This window comes from Microbulbifer sp. CnH-101-G (genome assembly GCF_052466775.1).
On record NZ_CP174292.1, the window covers coordinates 35,493 to 51,293 of the forward strand.

Consider the following 15,801-nt stretch of genomic DNA (forward strand, 5'->3'; position numbering starts at 1 on the left):
CCAACAATAAGAGTATCTACAGTCTAATGCTATTGCTGTTTAGAGTTTGGTTTTGATAGACGCTGATTTGGCTTGATAGAGGGTTCGATAGAGGTCCTGATGAGTAATGTTGTCGCTACTTAAAGGCTCTCCAGCAGTCAAAAACACTTTGCCGCTCAATTTACTCGCTGCTTTTTTGCTTTGAATAATTAGTGGAATAATAGGAATAGCTAGGTGTCGTAAGAATTCATTCAGCGGCATTTTTAAATTATTGGAGGGTTGAGAGGGTGCGATTTGATCAAGCATCAAGCACAAGAGTTCCCCGCTCTGTGCGGATTTTTCTATCTCAGCAAGAGCTAGATTGTCCTCAGTCATCTCCTTCGTAGCATAAATAATTGGGGGCGTACCCCCTTGGTTAAGTGAAAAGCGTAACACTTTGTTTTTATACAAGGATTGGGAAAGTATAAATCGAACTGGGCGGGGCAGGGTGTCGTAGATAAGTAGAGGAGCGCGGTAATCTGTAGAGTCACAGATAAGCAATGCGGCCTCTTTTGAAGGTACCTGCTCCAGGTTTTTACTCCGTACTCGGGCCAATAAATTTGAGTAGATCCAGGTGATCTGGTGAACCAGTAACTCGGGCAGTTTGAGGCAGATAAAAGCAAGGGTAAGAAAATTCAGAATGGATGTGAATATAAATAACTGTGGAATGGTTATTTTCACGATGTCTAGTAAGTATATATTTAATAAACAGACGAGCATGACAAACAAGGCAAAAAACATATTGCTGAGTGCGAGGATTTGTCCGCGTAGCTGTTTCTCTGCTCGGTCTTGAATAATGGTGTAAAGTGGTACGATATAAATCCCACCACAGAAACCCACTAGAACAGTGTAAAGCAGAATTGGAATGGAGCCATCGCTCCTAAGAAATTCAGTGATACCGGCTCCAGACAGCGTATGAAATTCCATAGCGCTAAAACCCAATCCCAGTCCTCCCAGAGTGATACCAATACCACCAATAGGCACAATCCCAAAAGTAATGCGGCCTTTGGACAGGCCTTCACATATCAGTGAGCCTAGTGCCACACCAACTGTCAGGCAGCAGATCATCAGGGTGACCACCATCTCGCTGGCACCCAGGGTATTTTTTGTAAAACTGGGAAGTTGTGCCGAAAAGGTGGTGCTTATTAGCCAGAACCAAGAAGAGGCAATGATCGAATAAAAAATGGCAGGGTTCTTCATTGATTGATGTAGGATTTGAAGGGTCTGCTTGGCAGGATTCCAGTTAATTTTTAAGTGAGGCGTAACTGGCGGCGCTAATGGAATTGCCCGGCTGCTTAAGTAGCCAAATATTGCGATAAGTAACATGATGAGGGTGAGATATAACACCCCATGTTGACCAGGTTTCATAAAGTCTGCGATTAGTGTTCCTGCAATTGCACCGCCTAGGGCACCAGCAAACATTCCCATCTGTGTCACCCCATTGCCACCCATGAGTTCCTGGCGCTTCAGGTGTTGGGGCATAATCGCATAGCGCACAGGGCTGTAGAAGGCTTCATGGCTTGCCAATAGAAACAGAACAAAAAAGCTTAAGGGCGTATTGCTGATGTAAATTGCAAAGGCGCCGAGGAGTACAATGGGCATCTCCAATAATTTAATGAGCTTAAGTAATTTGCTTTTATCATACCTGTCCGCCAATTGACCCGCAGTAATTGAAAATAGGAAAAAAGGTAAAAGATAAAGGCCTGTAGCGAGGTTAATTAGGGCGTTAGCTTCAGCTTTTGCTAAATGAAAAGCAAAAATGACTAATAACGCGTTTCTGAAGAGGTTACTGTTGAAGTAGATGCTAATAAGTGTGAGGAATAAAGGTAGGAATCGGCGTTTTCTCAGTAGTTGGAACTGATTTTGTCGAGCCATTACCATTTCCTTGCATGGGGCTGCCCGCTGACTAGTGCTTGTTCGTCACCAGGTGCCTTCGGCAATTTATAAAACTGATGCTTAGCTCCTAGTAATTCTCAGCTTATGACTGTGAGCTTACTTTTGATGGGGTTACATTTGATGGAGCTTAGATAAGCATAGGTTAGCCGTACGGCGACAATAACTACCGCTTTATTGTAGGGCTTGGCGTAGCAAGGATTGATTACTGGCGTTAGATTACTGGGCTGGTTGTGATCCAGCCCAGTAAGGCAACTCCAGTAAGGTGGCTGAAGTCTTACCTTTTTTCTCCGCGAAGCTCTAGAACCTCATCGCGCAAAGCCTGGGCTTTGGCTTCCGGTGCCTCAATCGGTGAACCCGCCACTACGCAGACCTTGGACCAGAAGCGCTTTGGCAATGTGGTGAAAGCATGTCCGCCCTTATGGCTGAAGAAGCTACCCCAAAGTCCACGCAGGGCCATGGGTATAACTGGAACTGGTGTGCGTGCCAGAATCTTTTCTATGCCGGCTTTAAAGGGTTGTAATTCGCCATCCTTGGTGAGTTGCCCCTCGGGGAAAATGCACAGCAGGTCGCCACTTTTTAGGCCCTGCTCAATATCCCTGAATGCCTGCTCATAGCCTTCTGGGTCCTGGGTTTTGGAGCAGATGGGAATGGCGCGTCCGGTGCGAAAGATAAAGTGCAGCACTGGGATTTCGTAAATCGGCTTGTACATAATAAAGCGAATCGGCCGGCGTACGGCGCCCGCTAGTAGCAGGGCATCTACATAGCTCACATGGTTGCATACAATCAGAGCCGGCCCCTCTGCGGGAATTTTCTCCAGTCCTTGGTGTTTGACCCGGTACATGGTGTGCGAGAGCATCCAGATAAGAAGGCGCATGGCGAACTCTGGCACCTTGGTGAATACAAAGATTGCTACCGCAGCATTCATCAGCGCGATAATCAGGAAAAACTCTGGAATCGAGGCCTGCAGTATATTCAGGAACAAAATGCCCATCAGCGCCGAGATCACCATAAATAAGGCGTTGAGGATATTGTTGACCGAGATAATCTGAGCGCGAATCTCTGCTGCCGAGCGGTCTTGCATCATGGCGTAGAGGGGCACTATGTAGAGACCGCCGAAAATACCCAGCAATACGATACAGGTAAGAATCGCGAGGGCGCCATCGCTGTTGAAGAAGGCGGTCAGCGTGGGTTGCTGTAATTCCTGGAAACTATGCCCGGCGAAGGATAGGGCAATGCCGGCAATAGTGAGGCCGGCTGCGCCCAGCGGCACCAGGCCCAGCTCGATATGACCGTCGGATAAGCGTTCGCAAAGCATGGAGCCCAGCGCAATGCCGATAGTGAAAGCGCATAGCAGCAAGGTAACGAGAGATTCATCCCCTCCCAGCACGTTTTTAGTAAAGCTGGGTATCTGAGTCAGATAGGCCGCGCCTAGCAACCAAAACCAAGAGATGCCGATGATGGCATAGAAAATCGACGGGGTTTTGGCGGTGGTACTTAAGATGTTACGGGTTTGTGTGACGGGGTTCGGGTTGATACGCAGGCTTGGAGCGGGCGCGGGACTCTGAGGAATCCAGCGGCTCGCGAGGTAACCGAATATCGCAGCGCCCATAATAATCAGGCTTAGATAAAAGAGACCGTGCTCCCCCTGACCGGTCAGGCCTGCGAGCAGGCCACCGACAATGGTACCGGCGAGGATACCGACAAAAGTGCCCATCTCCACCAGAGCGTTGCCTCCGACCAGTTCGGAGCGCTTTAGGGACTGGGGCAGGATGGCGTATTTGACCGGGCCAAAGAATGCAGATTGCACCCCGAGCAAGAAAAGCACAGCGAGACAGAACACGTGGTTGCCGCTGTAAAGGGCACCAATACCAAGGGCGCCAATCACGATCTCCCCCAGTTTGATCAGCCTGATTAAGCGGCTCTTATCGAATTTATCTGCAATCTGGCCAGCGGATGCAGAAAACAAGAAAAAGGGCAGGATAAACAGGCCAGCGGCAATGTTGATCAGCGCATTGGCTTCGCTCTCCACTAGGCGGAAGGCGATCATCACGATCAGCGCATTTTTATAGACATTATCGTTAAAAGCGCCCAAAAACTGGGTGATAAAGAAAGGCAGAAAACGGCGACTGGCAAGCAGCTGAAACTGGGTGCGATGGGCCATTGGTGTTATCTCTTATAAAAGCACGCTGTCCATCTTAAGCCATTGGGGCAAGGGGTTGTCCAGCTTGTAGTGGCGACGAAATAAATGGTACGAAAGTGAGGGGGGATGCGGGAGTCGGGAAGTCTGGCTAGCGGAATATTCAGGTGGCAAACCGGCCGCCGGGGCGGCCGGTGGTGTTCAAAACTGGTAATTATTAGTCAGATTTTTCCAACGATTACCAGATCTTCACACGCTCTTCTTTCGGCAGGTACATGCCGTCACCCTCTTTCACATCGAAAGCTTCGTAGAAGGCTTCGATATTGGGCAGAACACCTTTCACCCGGTACTCGGCGGGGGAGTGGGTATCCACCTTCATGCGGCCGCTCAGAGCTTCATCGCGGATCTTGCTGCGCCATACCTGGGCCCAGCCGAGGAATACACGCTGATCGCCGGTAAAGCCATCGATTACCGGGGCTTCTTTGCCGTTCAGGGACATTTTGTAGGCTTTGTAGGCGATGCCCAGACCGGACAGGTCACCGATGTTTTCCCCCAGAGTCAGGTTGCCGTTAATGTGCTCGCCTTCTAAAGGTTCGAATGCATCGTACTGGGAAACCAGTTTTCCGGTGAGGTTCTCAAAGTTACTGCGGTCGGAGTCGGTCCACCAGTTGTTCAAGTAGCCCCTGCCATCAAACTTACTACCCTTGTCGTCGAAGCCGTGACCGATTTCATGGCCGATAACGCCACCGATGCCACCGTAGTTCACCGCGTCGTCGGCATTCAGATCAAAGAAAGGCGGTTGCAGAATGGCCGCAGGGAAAACGATCTCGTTCATTGCCGGGTTGTAGTAGGCATTCACAGTCTGTGGGCTCATGCCCCACTCACCGCGATCGATGGGCTTGCCCAACTTGTTGCGATCGTAGCTGGCTTCAAACAGATTGGCTGCAAGCACGTTGTTCACGAGATTGTCGGCGTCCACTTTGAGGGCGGAGTAGTCGCGCCACTTGTCGGGGTAGCCGATCTTGGTCGTAAAGTTCTCCAGCTTGAACAGCGCCTGCTTGCGGGTGTCCTCGCCCATCCACTCCAACGACTCGATGGATTCACGGTAGGCAGCTTTCAGGTTGTCCACCAACACAGTCATGCGTGCCTTGGCTTCCGGTGGGAAATACTTCTCCACGTAGCGCTTACCGACCAGCTCACCGACTGCGCCATTCACAAACTCTACGCCGCGCTTCCAGCGGGGTTCCATCTGTTCTACACCGTGCAGCTTGGTGTTGTAAAAGTCGAAATGCGCCTGGGCAATGTCACTATGCATATAGGGCGCCATGGCAGAAAGTACCTTGACCTTCAGGTAGCGCTTCCAGGTGGCTATGTCGGTATCGACGATGATCTGGTTGGCGGCTTCCAGGTACTCGGGCTGACCCACAATAAAGTTGTCGGCCTTGGCCAGCTTGGCGGTTTTCAGGTAGCTGTCCCAGTCCACTGCGGGCATCAGTTTTTTCAGCTCGGCAACAGATTTCTTGTTGTAATACTTTTCGGGATCGCGGTTATCCAGGCGGGTGCGGTGGTGTTTGGCCAGGCTCTCTTCCAGTTTGAAGATTTTGCCGGAGAATGCCTCGGCATTGTCGAGCTCAGCCAGCTCCTGGATTTGTACCAGGTACTCTTTATAAGCTTTGCGTAGGCCTTTGCTCTTCTCGGTATCTTCGAAGTAGTAGTCGCGGTCTGGCAGACCCAGGCCCGCCTGCCACAGGAAGGTGATGTAGTCCTCGACCTGCTTCAGGTCCTGGTAAATGCCGCCACCGAAGGGGACGTCATAGCCGGCGATGTCGGCATAGGCGAAGAAGTCGGTCAGATCCTTGCGGGTTTTAATAGCATCAATCTTGGCGAGTTCGGAGGAAACGGCGGCAATGCCTTTCTTCTCAATCAGCTTTTCATTCATAAAGCTGTTGTAAAGATCGCCAATCTGCTTGGCGTCGGCACTGCTGGCGCCTTTGCCGGCCTCCATAATCAGTGTTTTAACCTGTTCGGTACTCTTGTCACGCAGGATAGAGAAACCGCCCCAACGGGACTTATCTGCGGGAATCTCGGTGTTTTTCAGCCAGGTACCATTCACATATGCGAAGAAGTCATCCTGTGGGCGCACGCTGGTATCCATGGCGCTGAGGTCGATGCCGGAGGAGAGTTGCGTTTGCTCAGCTGCGGCCTTGTGATGACCTGAACCGCTGTGGTCGTGGGCCTGGGCCATTAGGGATAGTTGGGTGCCGGCGAGGATGCCTGCAATCGCGACAGGTAATAGTAGTTTTTTCATTTTGGCTAATTTTTGCTCAGCTGAATCAAGGGTACATGGTAAAAGGGGACACTGAGGTTGGGCAAGAGGGCTGCGTCTAGCGGCGGATGGGCTGCGGCAGATGGTGGCTTCTTTCAAGCCGGGACCGCGCTAGCGAGGAGGGGAAATCAGGAGAAATACTAACAGTATTTTTTCAGCAAAAGCCCCACTGAGTGGGGCTTTTAGGAGAGCAATTTAGTCAGGCAGGTTAAAGGTAATTGGCAGCGAGAAGCTGAAGGATTCCTCTCCCAGCTGTGCGGGTACTGCAGGGTAGGGGGCCGCCCTCTCGACGGCTGCGCGGGCTTCTCGGTTAAGTGTGCCAAATCGAGACTCCTGGATTGCCTGAATATCCACTACCTCACCGCGCGGATTGATCACTACATTCAGGCGCACACTGCCTTCCTGGCCACGCTCCTGGGCGCGTTTGGGATAGCGAATATGACGGAAGGTGTGGCGCAGCAAATTAGAGGTGTAAATTTGGCGAGCGAGTATCATGCCGGCAGTCAGAGGCGCCTCATCTTCCTCTTCAAATTCGTCATCCATATCGACAGCGGCCATATTTTCAGGGCTGCTTGCCGCTAGTTGCGTTGGCTCGCTGTTGTTCTCACCCTCGAATTCCAAGGGCTCTCCCTCCACCTGGGCAAGTGAATCTGCAGCCTCAGCCACTTGTTCTGTGACTTCCTCGGCCACTTCAAGTGGCTCTGAAGTAAGTGCTTCTGAAGTTTGTGGTGCAGAGGCCGCGGGAGCTGCAGGAGTCAGAGTCATGGTGGGGGGGGCGAGATCCACCTCAACCATTGTGGGCTTGGCTAACTCCTCTTCTTTCTGAGGGGCCTGTGCCGCGGCGAGAGCTTCCTCCTGGCCAATCTGCTTCAGCTGCAGCTCAGCAATACGCTCGCTGCTGGGCTCCAAACTCTCAAAAGTGGAGCGAAGGGAAGCGGGGACATCACCAGCGGAGAGCAGGCCATCGCGGAAATCCGTAGAAGGGGGCACTGGGCCGATCCAAGCGCGCAGCAGGGTATTGAAGAAATCCGGGTTGGCTATCTCACCGAGAGTGATGCCATTGAGGGAAACCGTGGTGATACCGCTGTCGGCAGCGAAGTCTACAGCTAACTGGTCCCCGCGGTGCAGGCGGCCTCTAAATAGGTTGGCGAAGGTCACCATATCTTCAGCTTGGCTGCTCAGTGTGTCACCGCGGTTATTGATGGCGATACTCTCCATCCACTGATTGCGGAAGCGGCGTGCGGGCAGGCTCTTGGCCAACACCCGTACTTCCAGGCGCCGCGGTATCTCTGTGTTGTAGAGGTTGGCGGAGTCCGTGGAGAGACTCTCTGAGTAGATGGCGGCGATATAGAGCTCTTTGTTGAATTGTTGTTCGAGCGCAAGGCCATTTAAGAGCGGTGCAGCTGAGGCAGTTACAGCAAAAGTTAACACCCAAAGTGAGAAGACAATTTTTATCGATTTCATTGTTCTATGGTGTCTGCAAGTCCGGAAGCGTGGCTCCGGTTATTAAGATTGAGGTATCCCTCCCCGGTGCACACAAATCCTATGAATGAGTGCGCATTGAAAGTGTGAGAGAGCACACTGTGCTCAACACTTCGCCTAACTCTACTGCAACTGCAATGGAGTTCAAGCCTAGAGAGGTTAGAATGCCCTCCCGCGCGGCATCGCGGGTCTAAGCCGGGAAACGATTGTCATAGCCATCGACGGGTGTGGCAGACCGATATCGTTTAGAATCCGGCCTCGCCAAGTGGCATCCGCCACACTTCGGGAAAAAATGGAAAAGTTTTCACTAATTTTGCGGTATCTATGGAAATTAAGCCTCTTATTGACTATCCGCGGGAAGCTGTCGATAAGCTCCTTAACGTTATTCATTTGTTTCGTGATATTCGTGCGGCCAGTGAGTGGCAGTACGACGTGCTGTTAAAGCGCTCCAGGCTTTTGAGCTTGCAGCCGGGGGAGCAGTTACTGCGCGCTGGCGATGTCGATCAGTGGGTTTTTTTCCTGCTGCGTGGTGAATTGCAGGTCCAGGTTGAAGCCAGCGGTCATGGAGGGGAGCGGACTCTCGCGGTTATCCGCCCAGGTGAATTATTTGGTGACCTCTCCATGCTGTTGGCGGAGCCCCGTAGCGCCAATGTTTTCGCCGCACACAATAGCCGTGAGACCCAGGTACTCGGACTCGATTGCACCCTGTTTGGTGATTTGGAAGATTTTTCCCTGTTGCAGCTGCCGACAAAGTTGACGTTTTACCGCAACATGGTGCATTCACTGCGCTGGAAGCTGGAGGTGTACCGCTCCAAGTATCCGAGCCACCAGCTGGCCGATAGCCACCGCAAATTAAAACTCTATACCGGGCCGAAGAATTGCCGCGAGGAGTTGGTTGCTTTGGCAGATCAGGCCAGGGCTCTGGCGAGAATACTTCTCGACTGGAATGCAGAATTTGGTTCTGGTGAATTGATTGATGATGAGTCCGACATGCTCGGTTTTCTGGAATCGATGCTGTCTTAATTTCTTATAAAATGATGCGGCCAGTGTCTCTTATGGATTTGTCTGGCCGGTCTCTCCCTGCTGCTTAGTACATATTTTTCCGGCGCTGCCCGCGAAATGATTCCCCCTTCTTATACTCATTGTGCTCAGACATCCGCTGATGTCGCCGGCCCCGCAGCCATGTCATCTGATCTATTTCTCTGAGATTTCAATTTAGGAATATGGCTGGGCTGTGTAAAATTTGGTCTACTCAAATCACTGCGCCAGCGGCGGCAGTTTTATTTGTGCCTGACAGGTTTCTATTTATGAGTGCACTGGTATCCATTTGGTCTAACCGAAATTATCGAATCGCCCTGCTCGTTACCCTGCTGGCCCTTGCCTGGCTGTTCAGTGGAGTTTTATTGCCTGAGAAGGAGGGCGACGACGTTAGCCCTTCTGAAGAGGTTGGAGTTGTGCCCGAGATGGCCATACGGGTTCAGGCTCAGCGAATTGAGGCTCAGTCCTACGCTACACGGGTGCTGGTCAATGGTCATACCGAAGCGAATCGCAGCGTACGCCTGCGGGCAGAGCTAGATGGCGTTATTTCCCGACTGCCGGTAGCTGAGGGAAGCCAAGTGCGGCAAGGCGAGGTGATTTGTGAAATTGAAGCAGAGGATCGCCTGGAAAAACTGGCCCTGGCCGAAGCTGCATTGAATAAAGCGCGGCTGGATTATGCCGGCGCCGAGCGCTTAAAAAATAAGGGCTTGCAGTCTGATACGGCCATGGCTCAACAGAGCGTTGCCCTGGCACAGGCGAAGGCGGATTTCACTTCGGCCAAGGTGATGGTGGATAACCTGAAAGTTCGCGCGCCTTTTGCTGGCGTGGTCAATAAGCGCGCGGTAGAGCTGGGGGATTTTATTCGCCGGGGAGAGGAGTGTGCGACTCTGCTGGATTTGGATCCGATTCTGGTGGTTGGCGAGGTCTCCGAGAATCAAGTGGGCAATCTGGTTCCCGCGGGTCCGGCTAGCGCAGAATTACAGCGCGGTATCCCGGTTCAGGGCAAGTTGCGTTATATCAGCCAGCAGGCCCAAGAAGTGACCCGCGCTTACCGGGTTGAGGTGGCGGTGAATAATCCCGGTAACCTGCTGCGCGGAGGTTTGAGTGGTCGCCTGGCTCTGCCCACCGGTGAAATACTGGCACACCATATTAATTCCTCGCTACTGACACTGGATGACAGCGGCACATTGGGTGTGCGTGTTCTCGATGAAAATAACCGGGTAGATTTTATCAACGTCACTTTGGTGGGCGATGGGGATGGGGGTGTTTGGGTCAGCGGTTTGCCGGACCCGGTTACTCTGATTACCGTCGGTCAGGAGTATGTGAGCCAGGGCGATATCGTTCGGGTCGATATGCATCCACCAGAGCCCGCACTGAATGCGCAATCCCCATCTGTAGATATTCATCCTGAAATAATGCCCGCCTCAAAGGGGCTGCCTGCACAGGAAGATCAGAAAGGTAACTAGCGATGAAATTATTAGAGAGCGCGATTGAGCGTAATCGCAGCGCTATTTGCCTGATGCTGTTGATTGTCCTTGTGGGGCTGGTGGCCCGCGGCGCTATGACAATTGAGTCTAGCCCTGAAGTGAACCCGCCATTTGTCATGGTTCAGGTTACCCATGAAGGCATATCACCCGAGGATGGTGTACGCCTTTTGGTGCGCCCCCTGGAGCAGGAAATTCGTGCTGTCGAAGGCGTTGTCGAGGTGATTGCAGTCGCCCGTGAGTCCCTGGCCTATATCGTGGTGGAATTTGACTCTGCAATTGATGTGGATGATGCAGTGGATGATATCCGCAATGCGGTGGAGCGAGCTCGTGCAGAACTGCCCAGGGATGCGGAGGAGCCCACCGTCGAGGAGGCATCGGCACAACCCTTCCCCACAATTGTGGTTACCCTCTCCGGGGAAAAAGTCAGTGAGCGGGTACTGCTCAGCAGTGCCCAGCTGCTCAAGCGCAAAATAGAAAATATCAGCGATGTCTTGAGTGCAGATCTACACGGCAATCGCGAAGAGGTGGTCGAGGCAACAATCGACCCGGTGCGTCTGGAACACTACCAAGTGACCAGTACGGAACTGATTAATGCGGTACTGGGTAATAACCTGCTGATTCCTGCAGGGGAACTGGATACGGATCGCGGACGTTTTTCTGTCAAGGTTCCTGGCCTTATTGAGAGCGCACAGGATGTCTATGAAATCCCACTAAAGAACTCTGCGGATGGTGTGGTTACCCTCGGTGATGTCACCGATATTCGCCGCACCTTTAAGGACGCTGTGAGTTACACCAGTATCAATGGTCGGCCAGGACTCGCTATTAATGTAGAGAAACGCAACGACGCCAGTTCCGTTAATGTGGCCGACCGGGTCAGATCGGTGGTGCAAGAGGAGTTGGGAGCATTGCCCCAGGGCGTAAAAGTCGAGTTTGTTTTTGACCAGTCCAACTTTGCGCGGGATATGGTCAGCGAGATGCAGGGCAATATTCTTACCGCGATGCTGCTGGTGATGATTATTGTGGTGGCCGCCTTGGGGTTCCGCTCAGGCATCTTGGTGGGCCTGGGGGTGCCGTTCTCTTTACTGTTTGGTTCTATCGTCACATGGTATCTGGGTTATTCCTTTAATTTTATGGTGATGTTCGGCATGTTGCTGGCTCTCGGCATGCTGATTGATGGCTCCATCGTTATTACCGAGTTTGCCGATCGCAAAATGGCTGAAGGTATGAGCGCACGCAACGCTTATATCGCTTCGGTCAGTCGTATGTTTTGGCCGGTGGTGGCCTCCACCGCAACCACGCTCGCCGCTTTCCTACCGATTATGCTTTGGCCGGGGGTAGTCGGAGAGTTCATGCGTTACCTGCCGGTCACCGTCTTTGCGGTATTAGCGGGGTCGCTGCTCTACGCACTGTTTTTTGCTCCGGTGCTGGGCGCTTTGTTTGGCAAAAGTAATCTGACCACTTCCACGCGCGATTATTTAAAGCAGCTAGAAGAGGGACAGCCCGCGCATTTGCCGGGAATTACTGGTTTCTATGCCCGCTTCTTGGCTTTTGTTCTGCGCCGCCCGGCAATGGCCTTCGCCACTACGATTGTTCTCCTGGTTTCTATTTTTATCGCTTTTGGCCGTTTTGGTGCCGGGGTCGAATTTTTCACCGAGACCGAGGAGCAGTACGGCAACGTTGAGATCCGGGCTCAGGGCAACCTCTCCATGGCGGAGAAGAAAGTATTGGTTGCCCAGGTGGAAAAAGCAGTGCTTAGCATTCCCGAAGTACGGATTGCACATACGACGATCGGCTCCGGTGGAATTTCAGGCAACTCCGATCGCGCACCGGACCAGATTGCCAATATGTTGGTGGAACTATTGCCTGCCGAAGAACGCGAGCGGCGCAGCCGCGATATTTTCGAAGATATCCGTGTGCGTACAGCGGATTTTGCCGGGATCAAGGTTACGGCCAATGTGATGGAGGGGGGCCCGCCAGTTGGCAAGGATATTGTGCTGGAGCTACGCGGGCAGGATTACGAAAAATTGTTGGCGGAAACCTGGCGCCTGCACCGGGCGATGGAGGATGACTTCGGTGGTTTGCGGGATATTGTGAATACCGCACCACTGCCCGGTATCCAGTGGGAGGTGCGGGTAGACCGTGCCAAGGCTTCCCTGTATGGAGCTGATTTAACTGAGGTGGGGCGAGCGGTTCAGTTGGTGACCAACGGTGTACGCGTGGCGGAGTACCGCCCCGATGACACCGATGAAGAAGTGGATATCCGTATTCGTTATCCACAGAGTGCTCGCGGTATAGCCGCCCTGGATCAACTAAAAGTAAATACTCCGCGCGGTACAGTGCCAATCAGTAGTTTTGTACAGACGGTGGCCATGCCCAAAGTGGACAAGATTGAAAGGATTGATGGTATTACCCGCATGCAGGTAAAAGCCGATGCCCAGGACGGCGTATTACCGGATGACAAGGTGAAAGAAATCCGGGCCTGGCTTGAGCAGAATCCTGTGGATCCCAGTGTGGAGTTACTTTTTCGCGGTGCGGATGAAGAGCAGAATGAGTCGTTCCAGTTTTTAGGTGTGGCTTTTCTGCTTTCACTGTTTTTGATGTTTATCCTGCTAGTAACACAGTTCAACAGCTTTTATCAGTCGTTGTTGATTTTGTCTTCAGTGATTATGTCGACGATAGGGGTGATGTTGGGATTGTTACTTAGTCAGAGCACATTCAGTGTCATCATGACTGGAGTAGGGATCGTTGCTCTCGCAGGAATTGTGGTTAACAACAATATTGTATTGATCGATACCTATAACTTTGTGCGTAAGAGTGAGCCTGGACTTAGCCCCGCAGAAGCGGCTCTCAAGGCTTCCACACAAAGGTTGCGTCCGGTATTTCTCACTACTGCGACTACGATTCTCGGTTTGTTGCCATTAGCGCTTGGGGTGAGCGTCGATATGGTGGGAAGAAACGTTGTGGTGGATGGTGTTATTGCTTCCTTTTGGGTCAAGCTGGCTAGTGCCATCGTTTATGGGCTGTCTTTCTCCACATTGCTGACGCTACTGGTGACTCCGGTGTTACTGGTTTTGCCAGGGCATTTACGCGATAAATTTTCCAGGAAAAAGGTCGCTAATCCTCAGTTGAGCTAGGCTAGCTATTCGTTAGACTATTTTTGTGATCACGACTTACGGGGGCTAATGCCCCCGTTTCTTTATTGTGATTAAAGGATTTGACTAATAGTTGGGGCAAAAGCCGGAGAAAATATTGGGAAACAGTTAGAGCAGAGGTTAGGAACAGAAATGCTTACACACTGGCCGGAAGAGATTTCCAAGCTTAGCCGCAAGTTAGCCGGGGAAAGCTTGAGAGAAGAAATTGACAGTTTTATTCAGCAGCATCGGCTTCCCTCGGAGTTCTTCCGGGAGATTGAGGCCTATTACCTGCCATTGGCATTGTGGCTGGCTCAGCGACACCGTGTTGGGCAAACCCTGGTTGTAGGGATCAGTGGTGGCCAGGGCACCGGCAAGTCAACGTTGTCGGATTTTATTTGCCAGGTTCTAACGAGGCTGGGCCTCAACAGCTGTACTTTCTCGATGGATGATATTTACCTGACCCGCTCACAACGTTATCAGCTCTCACAAGAGATTCACCCGCTCCTTTGCACCCGCGGTGTGCCGGGTACTCACGATGTTCAACTGGGAATAGAAACTTTGGATGCCCTTCGTGGCGCTCAAGAGCAATCCCAAATACCCCTGCCGCGTTTTGATAAATCCAAGGATGATAGGGTTCCTCGCTCTGGGTGGCCGGTGCATAAGGGCAGGGTGGATATTGTCTTATTTGAGGGTTGGTGCCTTGGCGCTAGGGCATCGGAAACCCCACCGCAGCCCATTAACGCACTGGAAAGGACCGAGGATGCTTCCGGCCTCTGGAGAAACTTTATCAATCAGCAGCTGCAAGGGTCTTATATGGAGCTGTTTAAGCGCGTAGATACTATGGTGATGCTGTGTGCGCCGGGAATGGAGTCAATTGCTGTGTGGCGTAAACTGCAGGAACAAAGATTGCGTGAGCGCACTGGCGTGGGTATGCAAGATTCTGAGTTGGACCGCTTTATTGAGCACTACGAGCGGATAACAAGAAATCTTATTAGTGACATGCCCAACTGGGCTGATTGTGTTTTGTTTTTGGGAGAGGACCACTGTATACGAGAGGTCAGGCTTGCTACTGAGAGCGAAAAGAGCTGAAGTGCAGACCCCGGAATTGCCGGGGTCTATTCAGTTGGAGCCGTAGCCCCAACCGAATCGGCTAAGTGACTTACTTAGCCTTGGGTGGGCGACCGCGGCCACGCTTTACAGGAGCAGCTTCAGTTGCAGCTGGGGTTGCGGCGTCAACTTTTTTGGGGCGCCCTGGCTTTTTCTTGGCTGCTTCGCTTTTGGCCGGGCGACCGGGCTTCTTTTTCGCAGTTTCTGCCTTTGGCGGGCGGCCGCGACCGCGTTTTACAGGAGCAGCTTCAGTTGTTGCTGCTTCGGTTTCAGTTTTCTTTGGACGGCCAGGCTTTTTCTTGGCGGCTTCGCTTTTGGCTGGACGACCGGGCTTTTTAGCTTCTTCGGTTTTCTTGGGGCGACCTGGCTTTTTCTTCGGCTCTTCAGTGCTAGTGGCCTTGGGCGGACGGCCAGGCTTTTTCTTAGCGGTATCAGCTTTGGCTGGGCGGCCGGGCTTTTTCTTTGCAGTAGTTGTTTTCTTGGCAGCAGCTGCAGCTTTTTTGGCTTCTGCAGCAGCCTTCTTCTTCTCTTCAGCAGCCAGCTTCTTGGCAATCGCAGCTTCTTCTTTAGCGACAACTTTGGCTACTTTAGCGGCAAGCTTGTTTGCCGCTTTGATGCTGGCCAGCTCTTCTTTAGCATTTGCAGCAGCAGTTTTGGCCTCTGCAGCGGCTGTTTTAGCTGCTGCGGCAGCATCGCGAGCTTTCTTCAGCTGGTTTTGTTGTGCTGGAGTTTTCTTCTTGGCGCGAACAGCGGCAACTTTTTCTTGAGTAGCTTTCGCTTTCTCTGCGGCTTTCTTGGCACTGTTTGCCAACTTTTCCACTTGAGCAGTCAGGTCCTTCTCTTGTTTGAGACGGGCGCTTTCCAGTTTGGTGGTAAGAGAGCGCAGTTCTGCTTCCAATTGTGCAATATCGCCAGTGGCGACTGCGGGTGCTTTTTTAGTAGCCATTTAAATTTCCCTGCAAAAGTATTGTTTTGTTAAATGGGGGCATTCCTATCAATTATTCTCAGCCATCTTCACAGTGATTTGCACTGCCGAAGACGTCTGTTTTCGGCAGAAAACAATTGATAGTGAGTCCCCCCAAGAGAGCGGCGCTAATTGCAGCTTATTTGTATACCTAAATGCAAGTGTTTTATAAGGAATTTTGCTATTTCCTATAAAAAAATTGGATTTTTTTT

Annotated in this window: 9 protein-coding genes; 4 read left to right on the forward strand and 5 right to left on the reverse strand. The window is 51.8% G+C overall.

Translation table 11 applies throughout. The features are described from left to right. Positions 1-39 precede the first annotated feature (39 nt). The 4 genes from ACJJID_RS00440 to ACJJID_RS00455 all read right to left on the reverse strand — a co-directional run bounded on the left by ACJJID_RS00440 (position 40) and on the right by ACJJID_RS00455 (position 7,841). Positions 40-1,893 (reverse strand): MFS transporter, encoded by a 1,854-nt coding sequence (locus ACJJID_RS00440; RefSeq protein WP_444921020.1) that lies wholly within the window; start codon positions 1,891-1,893, stop codon positions 40-42. Positions 1,894-2,188: 295 nt separating this feature from the next. Beyond that, positions 2,189-4,075: an MFS transporter gene (locus ACJJID_RS00445; protein WP_444921021.1), complete on the reverse strand. Its 1,887-nt coding sequence runs from the start codon at positions 4,073-4,075 to the stop codon at positions 2,189-2,191. A gap of 214 nt (positions 4,076-4,289) precedes the next feature. After that, complete coding sequence (locus ACJJID_RS00450; protein ID WP_444921022.1) at positions 4,290-6,359, reverse strand: M13 family metallopeptidase; 2,070 nt, start codon at positions 6,357-6,359, stop codon at positions 4,290-4,292. A 213-nt stretch (positions 6,360-6,572) separates the two neighbouring features. Further along, complete coding sequence (locus ACJJID_RS00455; protein WP_444921023.1) at positions 6,573-7,841, reverse strand: TonB family protein; 1,269 nt, start codon at positions 7,839-7,841, stop codon at positions 6,573-6,575. A 342-nt stretch (positions 7,842-8,183) separates the two neighbouring features. Between ACJJID_RS00455 and ACJJID_RS00460 the strand changes: the two genes are divergently transcribed. From ACJJID_RS00460 to ACJJID_RS00475, 4 genes are all read left to right on the forward strand, one after another. Next, on the forward strand, positions 8,184-8,882 hold the full coding sequence (locus tag ACJJID_RS00460) for a cyclic nucleotide-binding domain-containing protein (RefSeq protein ID WP_152451407.1): 699 nt from the start codon (positions 8,184-8,186) through the stop codon (positions 8,880-8,882). Positions 8,883-9,166: 284 nt separating this feature from the next. Next, entirely contained in the window at positions 9,167-10,363 is a 1,197-nt protein-coding gene (locus ACJJID_RS00465; RefSeq protein WP_444921024.1) for an efflux RND transporter periplasmic adaptor subunit, read from the forward strand. A 2-nt stretch (positions 10,364-10,365) separates the two neighbouring features. Continuing rightward, complete coding sequence (locus tag ACJJID_RS00470; RefSeq protein WP_444921025.1) at positions 10,366-13,518, forward strand: efflux RND transporter permease subunit; 3,153 nt, start codon at positions 10,366-10,368, stop codon at positions 13,516-13,518. A 150-nt stretch (positions 13,519-13,668) separates the two neighbouring features. Next, a complete protein-coding gene (locus tag ACJJID_RS00475) occupies positions 13,669-14,607 on the forward strand; it encodes a phosphoribulokinase (RefSeq protein WP_444921026.1) in 939 nt (312 codons plus the stop codon). A 70-nt stretch (positions 14,608-14,677) separates the two neighbouring features. Here the strand turns inward: ACJJID_RS00475 and ACJJID_RS00480 are convergent, their stop codons facing one another. Further along, positions 14,678-15,571 carry a hypothetical protein gene (locus ACJJID_RS00480; protein ID WP_444921027.1) on the reverse strand — a complete coding sequence of 298 codons (894 nt, stop codon included), beginning with the start codon at positions 15,569-15,571 and terminating at the stop codon, positions 14,678-14,680. Positions 15,572-15,801 lie beyond the last annotated feature (230 nt).